The sequence below is a fragment of the Lacinutrix sp. genome (genome assembly GCF_029238095.1).
Classification (GTDB): Bacteria; Bacteroidota; Bacteroidia; order Flavobacteriales; family Flavobacteriaceae; genus Lacinutrix.
Map to the genome: position 1 here is coordinate 216,040 of NZ_JAQWGS010000027.1, position 17,490 is coordinate 233,529.

Consider the following 17,490-nt stretch of genomic DNA (forward strand, 5'->3'; position numbering starts at 1 on the left):
ATTGTTTAGTGCTCATTGACATTCATTTCTCAACACGCTTCTCATTCTGCTTTACAAAAGCACTCCAGCCAGTATAGCTTTTACCTACATCAACACGTCCTTGATTATAAAAATGGCAAACAGCTGCACCAAGACCATCCATAGCATCTAGGTTTTTGGGTAGTGTTTTAATACCTAAAAGGCTTTGCAACATTTTTGCAACTTGCTCTTTACTAGCATTACCATTTCCGGTAATTGCCATTTTAATTTTTTTTGGCGCATATTCTGTTATTGGTACTTCGCGAGATAAACCTGCTGCCATTGCAACACCTTGTGCTCGACCAAGCTTTAACATACTTTGCACATTTTTACCAAAAAAAGGTGCTTCAATTGCAATTTCGTCTGGATGATGTGTGTCTATTAACTCTATAGTACGCTCGAAGATAAGCTTGAGTTTTAGGTAATGGTCATCGTATTTTTTTAAATCGAGCTCGTTTAGTTGTAAAAAATGCATCTTTTTCCCAACTACTTTTATGAGTCCAAAACCCATAATTGTAGTTCCTGGATCAATACCTAAAATTATTTTTTCTACAGCCATTTAATTACAGGTTCTACAACCACTTAAGGATATTGAAGCTCCAAAAGTTAGTGTTAACATATTACCATTAAAACTTCCAGCTCCATCTGTAATAGGATCAAAATCGCCTGCGAAACCCATAATATAAGAACCATCAACAAATAAAGATACGGTTTTTGACATTGTATAATGCAACTCTAAACCTGCCATTACATTTAAATATGAGTTTTTATTTTCTCTGTAAATATCTAAAGGCTTAATCATAGTGTAACCAGGTCCAGCATGCAAGACCATTCCTATCCCTAAAGGTAAAAATGAAAGATCTCTTGTTGTATCGTAAACCAATTGAGCATTTATTCTAGTGTAATTAACTTTAAAATCTGGTGAATTATTTGCATTGGTAAAACGGTTATAACCAAAATCGAGTTTTGCACCTAATTGTGGTTTAAACATATGCTGAATTCCTAAATTAATAGATGGGAAATTAATACTATTAGCCTCGAAAGGTTGTATTAATCCATCTTGAGAAGGACTATTTAAGCCAAACGAAATTAATGCTTTCCACTTACTCGTGTCTTCTTGCGAAAAACATAAAGTACTCATTAATATTAAGGTTAAAAAACAATAGTAATTAGATTTAAACTTCATTGTGTAATTTTTGGTTTATTTTGCAAGTACGATTATATAAAGCTTTGCATAACGCATTTTCATACAAAACTAAACAATTCTTTTTTGTACTTATTAAATTAAGTATTGTTGTTGGTGCTTTTTATTTTATTTACAACAAATTAGTAAATAATGCATCGCTAGACTTTTTAGACTTTGTTACGTTTTTAAATGAAAATAACGTTTTTTTGACTAAAAACATTGTTTTTTTACTGTTTCTAAGCAGTTTTAACTGGTTTTTAGAAATATTAAAATGGCAAAACCTAGCCAGTTTTGCAAAGAAAACTACATTTGTTATGGCTTTACAACAAAGTTTAGGCTCGCTTACTGCTTCTCTTTTTACACCAAATAGAATTGGAGAGTATGGTGCTAAAGCCATTTACTTTAAAAAACAATTTAGAAAACGTATTTTACTACTAAATTTAATAGGAAACCTATTGCAAATGACAGTTACTGTTGTTTTTGGCATTATAGGTTTTTCGCTTTTTGTAAGTCAATATCCTATTGAAATTAACATAAATCGCATCTCGCGTTTACTTATTATTATAGTGGTCCTTTTAGTTTTTTCGGAATTCAATCCTTTATTTGGGGAACTAGCTGGATTGCCATCGCTTTTAATATTGTTGCTGCTACTTTTGCCGCTTTATCTTTTTTATTAGATTTCGATTTTATAGAACGCTATAAAAACAGAGCACCAAAATATAAAGAATGGATGGCTTGTTATGGTTTACTCGTAACTATTGTTTGGTTGTATGTAGAGATTTTAAGATTGATGAAAAAGTTAGCCATAAAGTTTTAAATTCTAGATTAAAATTCTGTTATCTAGTGTTTCACACGAACAAGCAAATAAGCATTTACAAACTTTAATTTACTGTAATAATAATGGGTAGTTTAAACTCAGTTTTTACAGGTTGATTACGCTTAATGGCAGGAAAAACTTTAGGCAACGTATTAAGACTACTTGCAATCCAGTGTTTTAAGTTTGGGATTTCGGTTTCCGTACTCTCTTTTAAAGCGATGTGTTTTATTGTGATTTCTCCTGTTTCTGAAATCTGAAATTCTAAAATCACTGTATCGTCAATATCTTGAGATACCATTATGGTTTCATTTTGTAAACTTGAAGTAATATGCTCAGATAGTGTGTTTTCGAAACACGTTTTCTTTTCAGCTTTAGCATCAAAAGTATCGCAAGAAGAAAACGTTGGATAGGTGTCTACCGAATTCCAATTGAAGGTTTTTACTTCTTCGTTGTAAATTTCCTCAGAAGTTATTTTTTTCGCATTAAAATATTCGCAAGATGTTGCGCTTATAATTAAAAAGAAAATGAGTACTTTTTTCATGACATTAACTGAAACCGAAAAGTACAATATTTTTCTTTAATTTTTCTGTTCTTCAACTTTTAGAAAACGTTCTTTGGTAAGCTTCTTGAGTTCCCATTTTGCTTGAGTAATGTAATTACTTTCAGGATTCTTTTCAATATAATTCTCGAATAGTTCTATTTTACTTTGTAAATCTTTGTAATAGCTTGCTTTGGTAAGTACTATAAAAAATTTGGCACTTTCATTTTTCGGGTTTTCTTTTAGCGCCTTTTTAAAATAGATTAGCGCTTGTTGTGGCTTCTCTAAACGATTATAAACCGTTGCGAGTTTGCTATATTCTCTATCCAAAGGCAAATCTTGAAGCTCGAGCGCTTGCTTAATATACTTTTCTGCTTTTTTATAGTCGTTTATTAATTGGTACAAACTGCCTAGTTTAAATAAATTTTCTGTGTTTTTAGGCTCAAATAATAGTGCTTGTTCCATACATTCTATTGCCTTTTCGTATTCTAACTCTTTTTTATAAGCATGGCTTAATTTCTCGAATACAAATTGGCTTTTATCTCCTAATGCTAAAAGATTTTCGAACCATACAATAGCCTTAGTATAATCGTTTTGTAAAAACAAGCTTTGAGCTTTTAAACTAATTAATGCAGCATTTTTAGGATAACTATTTAAGCCAACGGTTAGTAAAGTATCCAACCTCTCGAATGCTTTGTTTTTAAGACTGTGTCTCGATAATTTATAAATAGCTTTTTGGTGAGTACTGTCTATTCTAAATGCCTTTTTAAAGCAGTTTTGAGCATCTGTTTCTTGAGATAAGCGCTCTAAAACAACACCTAATTCGTAATGGTAATTTGGGTTAGTGCTATCTTTTGCTTTAAGTGTGTTAAAAATTATAACAGCTTCTCTGTTCTTTTTTACCTTACTTAATAGTTTTGCATATTCGTATTGTAACTGGCTGTTTTGGTTATTATTTTCTACTGCTCTACTAAAATTCTCAAGTGATTTATCATAGTTTCCAATAGCATTATAGGCTTTCCCGAAATAGATGTATTTACATACAAAAACACCTAAAAAGAGCTCAGTAAAAAGAAGTAGAGTTTATTTTTGAGGAATTCGTAAAAGTGCTAATAATCAGATAAATGTGTTGTATAATCAGCTAATTTTAAGTACTTTTCCGCTTCAGGTCATCTTGTATGTAAATACACTTTATCACGTTTCATGAAAGGCAAACACAATAATCCACAAAATCACAAATTGATGCTTGGTGATGTCATTAGTTGGAATCATCGTTTTATGACTATAGCAGATATTATTAATGAATACCCTCTTGAGTTATGGAAGAGGATTCATCCAGATAACAAGTATTTGAAGTATACTGATAAGATTTCTCTTGTAAGACCTGCATATGCTAAACTGAAAACTAAAATAAAGAGTCTGCAACCAGAATTAGTAGCCTTAGTGGATGCTCAACATGAAAAGCACAAAGCTAAACGTAAGCTACAAAAGGAAATAGCTAGTGGTAAACTTGGCACTAATAGTAGTAGCTTTATAAGTTTAGACAAGCGTAAAAAACAAACAAACTAGCAAACACCTCAAAAAAGTAACTAATCACACATCTTTTAGTACTAAAACTAAACGAAATTAAATAATCTACTATTTCAGCTACTGTGTTTATATATATTTAATATATTTACCCTTTAAACGTAAAACAACAATGAAAAAACTACTCTTACTCGCCTCTTTATTAGTCTTCGCTTGTTCAAGTGATGATAGTTCAGAAGACACTAATTTACCAGCTCCAAATTATTCAATTGAAGGTAAATGGCTAATAGAAGGTACTGTCCCAGTTGGAAATACAATGTACCTCTTTAAGGATGGAATCCGTTACACTTACTATTGTGTTGAAGGCGACTGCCAAGCTCAATATGAATCTTTTGAAGCAGGGGACGGAAACCACATTCCTGGAACGAACAACTACACCTTTGAAGATAATATTTTAACGGTTGATTTAAATTTTGGAAACGAATTATTAACTCCTGTTACATTTGAATGTGATGGTGGTGAAGCATATTTTGAAACTCCAGAATATAGTTTGTTTAGATTAAATTCTGACTGTAACTAAACAATAGGCATATCTTCTTCTCTCAGTTCAGCTATTTCTAAACCTCTTAAGTAGGTCAGAGATACATCCATAGACGAATGACCCATAGTGTTTTGTAGCTTGGCTATTGAACCTGTGCGCTTGAATATTTCTATAGCCACAATAAAAGAAAAGCTATCAAAGCTAATAGATGAGGTTATAGCCTCTTTTGATATAGAAGATATGACAAAGGCTGAAAGACTAAAACTAATACAATTAGCAATGCCTTATGTGCTTACAAAACCTCAACAAGAGGAAGTAGAACAACAACAAAACTTTACAGTAGAAATAATAGATAGATTAAGTGATTATTCAGATCAACAACTTGATAATGCTATTAGAAATTAACAACCCAAGAGAAGCTATTATAGAAAGCTACACCAGACCAGTTTCTTATAAGAACCATATACTCTTTAAAGGAAAAGTGATTGTATGTTTAGGTAGGATTGGTTATATTTGACTTGTAACTAATAATTAATTTTAATGAAGAAAATTATTTCCAGTCAAATTAATCGGTTGTGCATTGATATTCCACAGGGTGATATTAAAAATGGACAACATTTACAAATATGGGAAAAACACGGAGGTGACAATCAAAAGTGGGTTTTTGAGGATGATGGTAGTATTGTGTCAGCAATCAATAAAAAATACTGCATTGATATTCCACAGGGTGATATTAAAAATGGACAACATTTACAAATATGGGAAAAACACGGAGGTGACAATCAAAAGTGGGTTTTTAAAAGAGATTCTTAATTATGGGGTAGCCTATCGATAAATTTATTAATTTCAAATACAAATTAAATACTTATGAAATTAGGGGCGGAGGCAATAGACGGAGCGAAAGTTCTGTATGGAGCTATTAAACAATTAAAAGGGAAAAGCACCCCGAATACTCTAGGTCTCATTGGTAAAATTATTCGAGATATACATCACGATGCATTTCCAATAATAAGCAAAGAAAGTGAGCGTGTTGCTAAATTGAAGAATCAAAGTTTTCAGAACATACCACATCACAAAACTTATGTTGTTGCAAAAAAAATTAAAAGGTATAAATTTCATAGAGAACATATTGAAGGTGGAGTAAAGTCAATGGCTCAAAAACTTATAGGTGGATATAAAAATTTTAACTGTCCTGAAGATGTATTAAAATGGTTAAAAGACAACTATTTTGTTGTTTTAAGATTAGATTATGAAAAAGATAAAATTCACAAACAATAAAAACTAGCAGCAATAAAAAATCAAATAATTTTAATAAAACCTAATGAGTAAAAATTATATAAAACATCAAATTGAACGAATAAAACGAGCAATTGAAAGTGAAAAAGAAAAAATAGCAGATTATCGTGAAAATATTGCATCTGTTAGAACCCGTAAAAAAAGAAGAGCTGAATCGTATTCCTACAAGATAAAGTCAACTTCTAGTAGTTCTTCTAAAGCTAATTTAAGAAGCTCGAGGGCGGATGAATGGAAAGAATTTTCTAGGATTATTGACAGAGATAAAGTAAAAATAACAAATAGCCGTGAACGTATTAGCAAACACAAAGAAGAAATTAAGAGAGAAAGAGAAAAATTAAAAAATCATTGGAACAACTAAACCATAGGCATATCTTCTTCTTTTAATTCAGCGATTTCTAATCCTCTTAAATAGGTTAAACTAACATTTATAGATGAATGCCCCATAGCTTTCTGTAACTTAGTTATAGAACCTGTTTCTTTAACTTTTTAATAGCCATGCTAATCTGTTTCTCTACCACCTTACCATAACTATCCTGTGTGGTCTGTATTTTGGCATGACCTAATAACTTGCTTACCACCTCAATAGGCACATTATTATACAACAGTACTGTACTTGCGAAGGTCTTTCTAGCTATGTGGTGCGTTAGGTTGATGTCTATATTACAGAGATCTGCAATTTCCTTTAAATACGCATTAAAATTAGCATTGGATATGTTGGCAAATACATACGCTTCATCATCTGCTTTATACCTATTCATGATCTCTTGGGCTTTTGGTAATAATGGCACCTTATAACTTCTTTTGGTCTTTGACCTCTTTACATTAATCCACAACTCACCGTCAAACTCTTTGGAAATATCTTTTTTCTTGAGGTGTTTCATTTCGGTAAAGCCTAAACCTGTATAACAACAAAACACGAACATATCTTTAACTTTCTGTATGCGCTCTATTTTAAATGTTTTATCTTCAAGTATTTTAAGCTGTTCTGATGATAAAAACACCACCTCTTTTTTAACTCGTTTGGCTTTATAGAGCATAAATGGGTCTTTATCTAAATAATCTTCTGAAATAGCATATTTAATAGCGCTTCTAAAACGTTGAATAACCTTATTTAAGGTGCTTTGCTTAAGGTTCTTTTCTGTTTTGAGATAGTATTCATAATGTTCTAAAAAGGTGCTTTTAAGCGTCTTTAATTTAATATCGTTGACTTTATATTTAAACTTAATAAAGCACTTTAAATGTCTACCTGACTCTACGTATTTGGAATAGGTCACTTCTTGTATCTCTAGACCAACAAGTTTTTTAATTCTAGCAGTGTGCAGGTTGTATATTTCCAAAACGCCATAATCTGTTTTTGGGGTTTCGCCTTTGTACTTGTTAAGCACATCATCCACATCAAAGTCTGTACCCCTCACCTGTAAAAACAAAAAAGCCTGACTAAGTTTGGTCTTAATCAGGCTCAATTGGGTGTTTAGTGATTCTTCATCAGGTTCAGGTGGTTCTACAAACTGTGTTTTTGAGTTCCAGTGCTCTGGTTTAATAAACAAACCTGTAGAGAACTCTTTTCGGGTTTTATTGAAGGTGATTCTACATTTAATAGGGCATTTACCTTTAGAATTGGTTTTAGCTTTATACAATAGGAATAGTATATTTAATTTCATGATTTTCAATATTTTATGAGATTTTACGATGGTACACCTTTTGAAGAATATGGTACACCGAAAAGGACACCTTTTTTGGAAGAAAAAACGGCTAAAAACAAAAAAGCATCCCAATTTTCTATATAGAAAAAAGGAAAGCTTCTCATTGGTTTAAGCTATTAACTAGCTTTCTACCTGTTTGATGGACTACTACATCCATCAAAACAACACAACTAAATTTTTTGCTAAAAAAAGCTTCAACTACGTTGAAGCTTTAAGCAATTTTGCGGTCTGGACGGGACTCGAACCCGCGACCTTCGCCGTGACAGGGCGACATTCTAACCAACTGAACTACCAGACCGTTGCGTATTGCGAGGGCAAATATACACTGCTTAATTAATACTGCAAACCTTTTATTGATTTTTTTTAAAAAAAATTTAAATAAATTTTTGTCGCTCTAACATATAGCTAGTTAAAATAGCATCAAAATTTTTATTTATATCTGCTTCAACGTATTTAATTCTGTTTTGACCACATTTTACACGAAGCTCTTTAAAATAATCGCCAACTAAAGCTTCATAATTATCTTTTACTTGTTCACTATATAAATTAATATGCTCACCAGTTTCAACGTCTAAAAATCGCTTAGGTTTGTTGTCGAAATCAAAAGTTAACTCTTTACTTTTATCAAAAACATGAAACAGGACAACTTCATGCTTGTTGTGTTTTAAGTGCCTTAAAGCTTCAAAAAGCTTAACCTCATCTGTAGTGGTTTGAAACATGTCTGTAAACACAAATATTAGAGAACGCCTGTGTATTTTCTCTGCAATTTGATGTAGATATTGGTAAGTTTCTGTTTTCTTGTTTTTGGGTTTGCTTAAAGCGGCATTACTTAATTGTGCTAAAAGCATTTGATGGTGACGTTCGCTTCCTTTTTCACTTGAATAAAAATCATATGCGTCACTATAAATACTTAATCCAACAGCATCACGTTGTTTTTTTAAAATATGCATTAACGAGGCAGCAGCTAAAGCAGAAAATGCAATTTTATTTAATTTATCTATCGAAAAATGATTCATTTCTGGATAGTGCATCGAGCTACTATTATCTAGAATAATATGACAACGCAAATTCGTTTCATCATCATATCGTTTAGTATATAACTTATCTGTTTTTGCAAATAATTTCCAATCTATATGGCGCGTGCTTTCGCCTTGATTGTAGATTTTATGTTCTGCAAATTCTGCCGAAAACCCATGAAACGGACTTTTATGCATACCAGAAATAAAACCTTCAACAACTTGTTTTGCCAAGTGTTCAAGGTTTTTAAATCCCCCAGCTTTATTTAATTCGTCTTGTAAATTCATCCTATTTAAATCTTCCCAATAGGAAGTAAGTGTTGTTTTTTATAGGATTATATAATATTGTCTACAATGCCATAAGCTTTAGACTCTTCTGCTCCCATCCAGTGGTCACGATTAAAATCTTTCATTACTTTATCAAAATCTTGCCCACAATTCTCTGCTAAAATTTTAGCACTTAACTCTTTTGTTTTTACAATTTCTTGAGCCGTAATTTCTATATCACTGGCTTGACCTCGAGCTCCACCACTTGGCTGATGAATCATAACTCTAGCATGTGGTTGAATAAACCGTTTTCCTTTTGTACCTACAGACAAAAGAATAGATCCCATAGAAGCAGCTAAACCTGTACAGACTGTAGACACATCGCTTTTAAGCGATTTAATACAATCGTACATTGCAAAACCAGAAGTTACATAACCTCCTGGACTGTTAATATATAATGTTATGTCTTTAGTCTCTAAACTGTCTAAATACAACAATCTATCAATAACATGTTTTGCACTTTTATCGTCTACCATTCCCCAAAGAAACACTTTTCTTTCTTCTAATAATTTGCTATCTATAGCGTCTTGCGCTTTTATTGTTTTACTCATTATAGTTTACTTTTTTACTAAAATAAAAAAAGGTTTGCCATTACAGCAAACCTTTATCAATTCTTTATGAAATATATTTCTATAATAAAGCGTCAATAGCTTCAGAGTATGCATTCTTTGGTGCTACACCAACTTGTCTTCCAACCACTTCTCCATTTTGGAAAACTAATACTGTAGGTATGTTTCTTACACCATACTTCGCTGCAAATTCTTGGTTAGCATCTACATCTACCTTTCCTACTATAGCTCTTCCTTCGTACTCTTCGCTAATTTGGTCTATAATTGGCCCAACCATTCTACATGGTCCACACCAAGCAGCCCAAAAGTCTACCATTACTGGCTTGTCGCTATTTAATACTGTTTCTTCAAAATTTGCATCTGTTATTTCTAATGCCATAATACTATAATTTAATTGTGTGTTTACTCACTGTTAATATGCAATATTAGTCAAAAATTCTGCCAAACCTTACAAGCCTTCAATTTGTTTAACTTATGGCTGTATTGACTGTGCTTATTTTGTATTAAAATATTTAAGAATTTAACTTATAATAAACTTGTTGTTCTTCTAGTTCGCTTAATAGCTCTTGAGTTACTTTTACTTTTTGTCTTCTACTTGGCATTTCAACTTTAATTTCCTCTCTATTATCGTACACCACAAAATCTAGCAAGTGGCTTCCTGGATGCATAGCAATTAATGCTTTTAAATTTTGAATTTTATCCGGCTCTAATTCTTTAATATTTAGCTGAATGGACAGTTTTTTAACATGCTTATCCATAACATCATGCAACAATTGAAAACTGTTAAATTGTAATCTTGGATCACTCTTTTTACCAGTATCTCTGTTTACCCAACCTTCTCGTACAAAGGTTTTAACATGCACAAAATTATTTTTCATTAAAAAGTGCCTGTGCTTTAAATATTCTTCTCCGAAAATGCGAAACTCGAAGGTATCTGTATAATCTTCAACTGTAAATAAAGCCCAACCTTTACCTTGTTTACTCACTCGATGTTGCACATCTGTAACAACTCCACCAAAGGTGATTTCTTTGTTAATGTGTGGTGTTAAATCATTAAAATAGGCAATGGTTCCTGTACAGAAATTTTTCATTTCTGTTCTAAAATCGTCTAATGGATGCCCAGAAATATAGACACCTACCACTTCACGTTCTTGAGCTAGTTTTTCCATTGTTCCCCAAGTTTCGCATGGTGGAATTTGTGGTTCGGCTATTTCTACCTCACTCGCACTACCAAATAAGCTTACTTGAGCTGAATTTTCATTTTCCTGAAATTTATGTGCAAATTTTATTGCCTTTTCTAGAAAGGTTAAATCGCTTCCTTCCTTTTGAAAATACTGTGCACGATGCGTTTCTTGAAAACAATCAAAACCTCCTGCTAAAGCTAAATTTTCGAACGCTTTTTTATTTGCTGCTCGTAAATCGATTCGTTTTGCTAAATCGAAGATGGATTTATAATTTCCATCTTTTTTTCTGTTTTCTACAATCGTCATCACTGCACCATGTCCAACACCTTTTATGGCTCCCATTCCAAAACGCACAGCATTATCTTTATTTACAGAAAACTTATAATAACTCTCGTTAACATCTGGGCCTAATACAGGCAATTTCATGCGTTTACATTCTTCCATAAAAAAGGTAACCTGCTTAATATCGTTCATGTTATTAGACAATACAGCTGCCATATATTCTGCAGGATAATGTGCTTTTAAATAAGCCGTTTGGTAGGCAATCCAAGCATAACAAGTAGAGTGCGATTTGTTAAAAGCATAACTCGCAAAGGCTTCCCAATCTTTCCAAATTTTTTCTAGTTTTTTAGCATCGTGACCTTTTGCACTGGCTTGCTCGATAAATTTTGGTTTCATTTTATCGAGAACTGCAATCTGTTTTTTACCCATGGCTTTACGTAAAACATCGGCTTCACCTTTGGTGAAATCTGCGAGTTTTTGGGAGAGCAGCATCACTTGCTCTTGGTATACTGTAATACCATAAGTTTCTTTTAAGTACTCTTCCATAGCTGGTAAATCGTACTCAATATCTTCATCGCCATGTTTTCTGCGAACAAAACTTGGAATGTATTCCATTGGCCCTGGACGATAAAGTGCGTTCATGGCAATTAAATCGTCGAAAACGGTAGGTTTTAAATCTTTTAAATGCTTTTGCATTCCTGGTGATTCGTATTGAAAAACACCAACAGTTTCTCCTCTTTGAAATAACTTGTATGTCTTTTCATCGTCTAAGGGAAAGCTATCAGGATCTAATAAAATACCATGTTTTGCTTTTACAATTTTTACAGTATCTTTTATGAGCGTTAGCGTTTTAAGACCTAAAAAATCCATTTTTAATAATCCTGCATCCTCTACAACAGAGTTATCAAATTGCGTTACATATAAATCTGAATCTTTAGCTAGTGCTACTGGAACGAACTTAGTAATGTCGTCTGGTGTGATAATAACACCACAGGCATGAATTCCAGTGTTTCTAACTGAGCCTTCTAATGATCTTGCAATGTTTACAGTTTCAGCTTGAAGGTCATCTCCTTCAGAAATATTTAAAAGCTCATTTATTTTTTCTAAATCTTCAGCTCTAAATTTGCTTCCTAATTCTTTTTCCGATAAGCCAAAAATTTTATTTAGTTTTGACATTGTTGGAATGAGCTTCGCTATTCTATCAGCATCAAAAAGCGGCAAATCTAAAACACGAGCAGTATCTCTAATTGATGACTTCGCAGCCATTGTTCCATAAGTGATAATTTGTGCTACTTGATTACTTCCGTATTTATTAATTACGTAATCCATAACACGACTTCGACCTTCATCATCAAAATCGATATCGATATCTGGCATACTTACACGATCTGGATTTAAGAAACGCTCAAAAAGTAAATTGTATAATAACGGATCGATATTAGTAATCCACAAGCAATAAGCTACTACAGAGCCAGCTGCAGAGCCACGACCTGGTCCAACAGAAACATCCATATTTCTAGCCTCACGAATAAAGTCTTCTACAATTAAAAAATAGCCTGGATAACCCGTTTTCTCAATTACACTTAACTCAAAATCAAGTCTTTCTATAACTTCTTCACTAAGCTCTTCTCCATAACGTTTTTTAGCACCTTGATAGGTTAAATGTCTTAAAAAAGCGTTTTCACCACGTTTACCACCATCTTTTAAATCTTCTTCGCTTATAAATTCTTCAGGAATATCGAAGGCTGGTAATAACACCTCACGAGCTAATTGAAAGCTTTCAATTTTATCGACTACTTCTTGGATATTGGTTATAGCTTCTGGAACATCTTTAAAGACATTTTTCATAGCCTCTGCAGACTTAAAATAATACTCTTGGTTTGGCAAACCGTATCTGTAACCTCTGCCTCGCCCTATTGGTGTAGCTTGTTTTTCTCCATCTTTTACACACAATAAAATATCGTGAGCATTAGCATCTTCTTGTTTTGAGTAATATGTGTTGTTTGTTGCAACAAGTTTTATGTTATGCTTATTTGCAAGATTTATTAATGTTGGATTTACACGGTTTTCGTCTTCTTGATTGTGACGCATAATCTCAACATACAAATCGTCTTTAAAAGTCTCTTTCCACCAAACTAAAGCTTCTTCTGCTTGGTTTTCACCTACATTTAAAATCTTACTTGGCACTTCGCCATATAAATTTCCAGTTAAGCAAATTAAATCTTCTTTGTATTGTTCAATCAGTTTTTTATCAATTCTTGGTAAGTAGTAAAAGCCATCAACAAATGCGTGAGATGATAATTTTGCTAGATTATGATAGCCTTTTTTATTTTTAGCAATAAGTACAATTTGATAACCATTGTCTTTTCTTGTTTTATCTAAATGGTTATCGCAAACAAAGAACTCGCAACCAACAATTGGTTTTATTTCTTTAGCAGACGTTGTTTTGCCTTCGGCTTCGGCTGCTGCAATTTTTACCTCTACTGCTTTGTTGTGCTTATTTACTGCATTTACAAAGTGAAAAGCTCCCATCATGTTTGCATGATCGGTTAGTGCAACTGCAGGCATATTATGCTCTGCTGCAACTGCAACTAAATCTGCCACGCTCATTGTAGATTGTAATACAGAAAATTGGGAATGATTATGCAAGTGCACAAAATCTACAGCTTGTAAGTCGGCTATATTTTCTTTTATTTCAGCTGAAGAAATATCGCTTGTTTGTGCTTTTTGTAATCTGGCATTAATCTTGGCACTTTCCTTTTTAAGGTTAATATGTTTTAAACCTATAAGTTCTATTGGCTGTGGATTCGCCTCTGAAAAACGCTCGAAATAATCTGGCTGAACATCTAGCTGTTCTTGAGTATATTGCTGTCTTCTAACTAATTCTAAAAAGCAACGCGTTGTAGCCTCTACATCTGCTGTTGCATTATGTGCTTCTGCAAATGGTTGATTAAATAGATACTGATGTAACTCTGTTAATGTTGGTAATTTAAACTTTCCATAACGTCCTCCTGGAAGCTCGCATAAACTGGCTGTATGTTCTGTACAAGTATCTAAAACCGGTAATTCTTGTAAGTTGTTTGTAAGGTTTTCTCGTACAAATTCTGCTCCCATAATATTGAGATCGAACTTTACATTTTGCCCAACTACAAATTTAGTTTTGTTAAGCGCTATATTAAACTTCTCTAAAACATTTTTTAAAGCAGAGCCTTGTTCTTGAGCTAATTCAGTAGAAATGCCATGTATCTTCTCTGCATCGTAAGGTATATTAAAGCCTTCTGGTTTTACTAAATAATCCTCGCTTTCAACACAGTTTCCCATGGCATCATGCAATTGCCAAGCAATTTGAATACATCTTGGCCAATTATCTGTATCAGTAATTGGAGCATCCCAACGTTTTGGTAAGCCTGTGGTTTCAGTATCGAAAATTAAATACATGGATTGTTTTTAAGACGTTATTATTGTTCAAACAGAGTCTATAAAACTACAAAAAAATAAAGGTTCATGAAGTTGAAAGTTATAAACAGTTTTAAACACAGAAAACCAGCTTTAAAAGCTGGTTTTCCTGAAATTTATATTTCTAAATCAGTTTATGATACTAATTCTAATTTAGCCTTTTCTGTATTAATTGCGACTTGAATTGCATTTTGGTGTTTTGCAATTAAACTATCAATGGTTGGTGGTAAGTTTTTTTCTGTTATTAACTCATTATATTCTTCCAAGCTAGTTTCTTCACCTCTAATTGCTTCTTCTAAAATAGCCGCTTCATCGTTTTCTGAAAATGTAGATTTTAATTTCATCCAATTTCTATGCATTGCACCTTTAAAGGAACCAGAATCTTCTGGGATTTCTCCGTATTGCAAGATTTCTGTCCTTAGCTCTTTTGCGAAATTACTACGCTCTGTAGCTCTTCGTTTAAAGAATATTTTTAAATCGTTACTATCTACATTTTTGTAAGCGTCTATGTAGCCTTTTTCGGCATCATAATTTTTTACCAATAATTCGTTTAACTTGTTCGAAATTTCTTCAGTGTACTTCATAATATCTTTTATCATTTTAAATTTCAATACTTTTTTTTGCGATGCGTATTGTTTTACATCAACAATCTTAATATAATAGATAAAATAAGTTTAGTCAAGCAATTTAACAGACCTTATGAGTATTTACTGCATCTTTAAGGGTTTTTAACAAAAAGAAGCAACTCTATTTGAGTTGCTTCTTTTATATAAAATCTATTTTTAGAATATTATGTCGCATCTAAGTAATCTGGTGCAGAATCTCCATCTGTATTAGCTGCATCGTCTGGGTTACCATCTCCATTAGGATCTGGATTTTCGTTTATAGTTAGTAAACCATCATTATCATCATCATCATCTAAATAATCTGGTAGTGTATCACCATCAAAATTTTGAGCATCATTAGGAATACCATCTGCATTAGGATCTGGATTTTCAAAAATGGTTAATATAGAATCTCCATCGTCATCTGAATCCAGATAATTTGGAATCATATCTCCATCTGTATCTATAGCATCTGATGGATCTCCATTTGAGTCTAAATCAGGACTTTCAAAAATGGTTAAAATCCCATCTCCATCGTCATCTGAATCTAAATAATCTGGAATACCATCACTATCTGTATCTCCAGTTTCGTTGATGGTTAATATGCCATCACCATCGTCGTCTTCATCTAAATAATCTGGTATACCATCTCCATCTGTATCAATTGGATTTCCATTAACATCGAAAACTAATTCTGTGGCTGTAGTAACTAAATCATCATCATCGTCTTCATCTAAGTAATCTGGATTTAAATCACCATCTGTATCATCATTTGTATAATCTCCATCGTTATTTAAATCTTCAAAAACATTTGGAACACCATCTGCATCGTCATCATTACAATCTAAACTATCTATGGTTGCTTGTATTGAACCATCTGTATCTCCACAAAATTGAATTTGTAATGTTAGATATTGTGTATAATTATTACACATTTCAACGTAGTTAGACATATTAGCAGCAACGTAGGCATTTAATCCTACTTGAGAATTATCTACCGCTTGATCACATGTAATTTGACAATTATTAGCATTTAATTGGTCTAAAATTTCTTGTATATCACCATTAGGATCACCACATAAATCCATTTTTACTTGCAGTGCTGAAGTATAGTTGTTACAAGCTAACTCATAGGCTGCTGCATCTAGTGTGCTTACATTATTAAAAGCAACTAATGCTGCAGCTGTTGCCTCTTGTGCGTCTACACAAGTAAAATAAGTAACAGTATCACCAGTTGTAAAAGGAACATTATAGAAAAAACCTTCGTTAATATTAATTGAAGATAATCCTGAAGTATTAAAAGCAGTGAAATGAAATTTTCCTGAAATAAGACCTGTTTCTATGTTGGCTTCTCTAATATTAATTTCACCATCTCCAGTATAAATTTGAACACTTTGATCTGGAACATTATTTGTAGACCATAATGTATTATTGATATCTGTAAGCGTAGCGAAAGAATAATTAGTGTTTGTATAAACATCGAAGCAATTACCTTGCTCACTTGCAAATACACTATTATCATTACTAGTACAAACAAAACTATCTTGCGGAAAGGCAACTAAAGTTACCGTCTCTAAACCATCTGTTCCTGTAACTGTTATTACACCATTAGCATCTACAGTTGCAAAATAGCTACTAGCTTCCCACAAGTTCCCGTCTTTATTGGCTTGAAACGATGGTGTATTAAACTCTAACTCTTCTCCGCAACCAAAAAAAACGAAGCTTACTAGAATTAAAACGATAATTTTTTTCATAGTTTGTGTATTTCGAGGACTCAAAAATAAAATAAAAAATTACAATGAGAGAGATTTAGTATAAAAACTTGATATTTAAATAAATATTGTATCTTTGCAGACTTATTAATAATAGAGGTCGAGAACCTCACAAATTAATTTTTATGCCTGTAAAAATAAGATTACAAAGACACGGTAAGAAAGGAAAACCTTATTACTGGATCGTAGCAGCAGATGCTCGCGCGACAAGAGATGGTAAATACCTAGAGAAATTAGGTGCTTACAATCCAAACACTAATCCTGCAACAATCGAATTAGATGTTGATGGTGCAGTAAAATGGTTACAGAATGGTGCACAACCAACTGATACAGCCAAAGCATTATTATCTTACAAAGGAGCTTTATTGAAAAATCACCTTGCTGGTGGAGTTCGTAAAGGTGCTTTAACTGAAGAACAAGCTGAGAAAAAATTCGCTGCTTGGTTAGAAGAAAAAGCTGGAAAGGTAGATGCTAAAAAAGAAGGCTTAACTAAAGCGGAAGCTGAAGCTAAAGCTAAAGCATTTGAAGCTGAAAAAGCGGCAAATGAGGCAAGAATCGCAGCAGCTGCTCCAGTTGTTGAAGAGGAAGTTGCAGAAGAAGCTCCGGCTGAAGATGTAAAAGCTACAAACGAAGAAGAATAAAAATTAATTTTT

21 protein-coding genes and 1 tRNA gene are annotated in these 17,490 nt (G+C 32.8%); 9 read left to right on the plus strand and 13 right to left on the minus strand.

Annotated features, from left to right (window positions below):
* Positions 1-22: 22 nt before the first annotated feature.
* The gene (gene ruvC / locus P8H50_RS10525; protein ID WP_300208710.1) at positions 23-577 is read right to left on the minus strand and encodes a crossover junction endodeoxyribonuclease RuvC; all 555 of its coding nucleotides are present in this window, start codon (positions 575-577) and stop codon (positions 23-25) included.
* On the minus strand, positions 578-1,159 hold the full coding sequence (locus tag P8H50_RS10530) for a cell envelope biogenesis protein OmpA (protein ID WP_300208712.1): 582 nt from the start codon (positions 1,157-1,159) through the stop codon (positions 578-580).
* Between the two features lie 89 nt (positions 1,160-1,248).
* Here P8H50_RS10530 and P8H50_RS10535 point away from each other — a divergent pair, with 89 nt between their 5' ends.
* Both P8H50_RS10535 and P8H50_RS10540 read left to right on the plus strand, forming a co-directional pair.
* Positions 1,249-1,881: a hypothetical protein gene (locus P8H50_RS10535; protein ID WP_300208714.1), complete on the plus strand. Its 633-nt coding sequence runs from the start codon at positions 1,249-1,251 to the stop codon at positions 1,879-1,881.
* Positions 1,806-2,021: a Bax inhibitor-1/YccA family protein gene (locus P8H50_RS10540; protein WP_366900979.1), complete on the plus strand. Its 216-nt coding sequence runs from the start codon at positions 1,806-1,808 to the stop codon at positions 2,019-2,021. The genes P8H50_RS10535 and P8H50_RS10540 overlap by 76 nt, the downstream gene beginning before the upstream one ends.
* A gap of 64 nt (positions 2,022-2,085) precedes the next feature.
* Here P8H50_RS10540 and P8H50_RS10545 read toward each other — a convergent pair whose 3' ends face one another.
* Positions 2,086-2,562 (minus strand): hypothetical protein, encoded by a 477-nt coding sequence (locus P8H50_RS10545; protein WP_300208715.1) that lies wholly within the window; start codon positions 2,560-2,562, stop codon positions 2,086-2,088.
* A 36-nt stretch (positions 2,563-2,598) separates the two neighbouring features.
* Positions 2,599-3,240, minus strand: coding sequence for a tetratricopeptide repeat protein (locus tag P8H50_RS10550; RefSeq protein ID WP_300208717.1), 642 nt, complete (start codon positions 3,238-3,240; stop codon positions 2,599-2,601).
* A gap of 522 nt (positions 3,241-3,762) precedes the next feature.
* Between P8H50_RS10550 and P8H50_RS10555 the strand changes: the two genes are divergently transcribed.
* The 6 genes from P8H50_RS10555 to P8H50_RS10580 all read left to right on the plus strand — a co-directional run bounded on the left by P8H50_RS10555 (position 3,763) and on the right by P8H50_RS10580 (position 6,281).
* Positions 3,763-4,128: a hypothetical protein gene (locus tag P8H50_RS10555; RefSeq protein WP_300208719.1), complete on the plus strand. Its 366-nt coding sequence runs from the start codon at positions 3,763-3,765 to the stop codon at positions 4,126-4,128.
* A gap of 130 nt (positions 4,129-4,258) precedes the next feature.
* Positions 4,259-4,666: a hypothetical protein gene (locus P8H50_RS10560; protein ID WP_300208721.1), complete on the plus strand. Its 408-nt coding sequence runs from the start codon at positions 4,259-4,261 to the stop codon at positions 4,664-4,666.
* A 120-nt stretch (positions 4,667-4,786) separates the two neighbouring features.
* Positions 4,787-5,032 (plus strand): hypothetical protein, encoded by a 246-nt coding sequence (locus P8H50_RS10565; RefSeq protein ID WP_300208723.1) that lies wholly within the window; start codon positions 4,787-4,789, stop codon positions 5,030-5,032.
* 135 nt (positions 5,033-5,167) lie between these two features.
* A complete protein-coding gene (locus P8H50_RS10570) occupies positions 5,168-5,440 on the plus strand; it encodes an RICIN domain-containing protein (RefSeq protein ID WP_300208725.1) in 273 nt (90 codons plus the stop codon).
* A 54-nt stretch (positions 5,441-5,494) separates the two neighbouring features.
* Entirely contained in the window at positions 5,495-5,905 is a 411-nt protein-coding gene (locus P8H50_RS10575) for a hypothetical protein (protein WP_300208727.1), read from the plus strand.
* Positions 5,906-5,948: 43 nt separating this feature from the next.
* A complete protein-coding gene (locus P8H50_RS10580) occupies positions 5,949-6,281 on the plus strand; it encodes a hypothetical protein (RefSeq protein WP_300208728.1) in 333 nt (110 codons plus the stop codon).
* Positions 6,282-6,384: 103 nt separating this feature from the next.
* Here P8H50_RS10580 and P8H50_RS10585 read toward each other — a convergent pair whose 3' ends face one another.
* The 9 genes from P8H50_RS10585 to P8H50_RS10625 all read right to left on the minus strand — a co-directional run bounded on the left by P8H50_RS10585 (position 6,385) and on the right by P8H50_RS10625 (position 16,819).
* The gene (locus P8H50_RS10585; RefSeq protein ID WP_300208730.1) at positions 6,385-7,584 is read right to left on the minus strand and encodes a site-specific integrase; all 1,200 of its coding nucleotides are present in this window, start codon (positions 7,582-7,584) and stop codon (positions 6,385-6,387) included.
* 23 nt (positions 7,585-7,607) lie between these two features.
* The gene (locus P8H50_RS10590; protein ID WP_300208732.1) at positions 7,608-7,730 is read right to left on the minus strand and encodes a hypothetical protein; all 123 of its coding nucleotides are present in this window, start codon (positions 7,728-7,730) and stop codon (positions 7,608-7,610) included.
* Positions 7,731-7,850: 120 nt separating this feature from the next.
* A tRNA-Asp gene (locus P8H50_RS10595) sits at positions 7,851-7,924 on the minus strand.
* Between the two features lie 76 nt (positions 7,925-8,000).
* Positions 8,001-8,930: a DUF58 domain-containing protein gene (locus tag P8H50_RS10600; protein ID WP_300208734.1), complete on the minus strand. Its 930-nt coding sequence runs from the start codon at positions 8,928-8,930 to the stop codon at positions 8,001-8,003.
* A 47-nt stretch (positions 8,931-8,977) separates the two neighbouring features.
* Positions 8,978-9,520, minus strand: coding sequence for an ATP-dependent Clp protease proteolytic subunit (locus P8H50_RS10605; RefSeq protein WP_300208736.1), 543 nt, complete (start codon positions 9,518-9,520; stop codon positions 8,978-8,980).
* Between the two features lie 79 nt (positions 9,521-9,599).
* Positions 9,600-9,917, minus strand: a complete 318-nt coding sequence (gene trxA, locus P8H50_RS10610) for a thioredoxin (protein ID WP_300208738.1) — start codon at positions 9,915-9,917, stop codon at positions 9,600-9,602.
* Positions 9,918-10,050: 133 nt separating this feature from the next.
* On the minus strand, positions 10,051-14,442 hold the full coding sequence (gene dnaE, locus P8H50_RS10615) for a DNA polymerase III subunit alpha (RefSeq protein WP_300208740.1): 4,392 nt from the start codon (positions 14,440-14,442) through the stop codon (positions 10,051-10,053).
* Between the two features lie 152 nt (positions 14,443-14,594).
* Positions 14,595-15,044, minus strand: a complete 450-nt coding sequence (locus P8H50_RS10620; protein ID WP_300208742.1) for a PA2169 family four-helix-bundle protein — start codon at positions 15,042-15,044, stop codon at positions 14,595-14,597.
* A 206-nt stretch (positions 15,045-15,250) separates the two neighbouring features.
* Positions 15,251-16,819 carry a DUF6252 family protein gene (locus P8H50_RS10625; protein WP_300208744.1) on the minus strand — a complete coding sequence of 523 codons (1,569 nt, stop codon included), beginning with the start codon at positions 16,817-16,819 and terminating at the stop codon, positions 15,251-15,253.
* A 143-nt stretch (positions 16,820-16,962) separates the two neighbouring features.
* Between P8H50_RS10625 and P8H50_RS10630 the strand changes: the two genes are divergently transcribed.
* A complete protein-coding gene (locus tag P8H50_RS10630) occupies positions 16,963-17,478 on the plus strand; it encodes a 30S ribosomal protein S16 (protein WP_300208746.1) in 516 nt (171 codons plus the stop codon).
* Positions 17,479-17,490 lie beyond the last annotated feature (12 nt).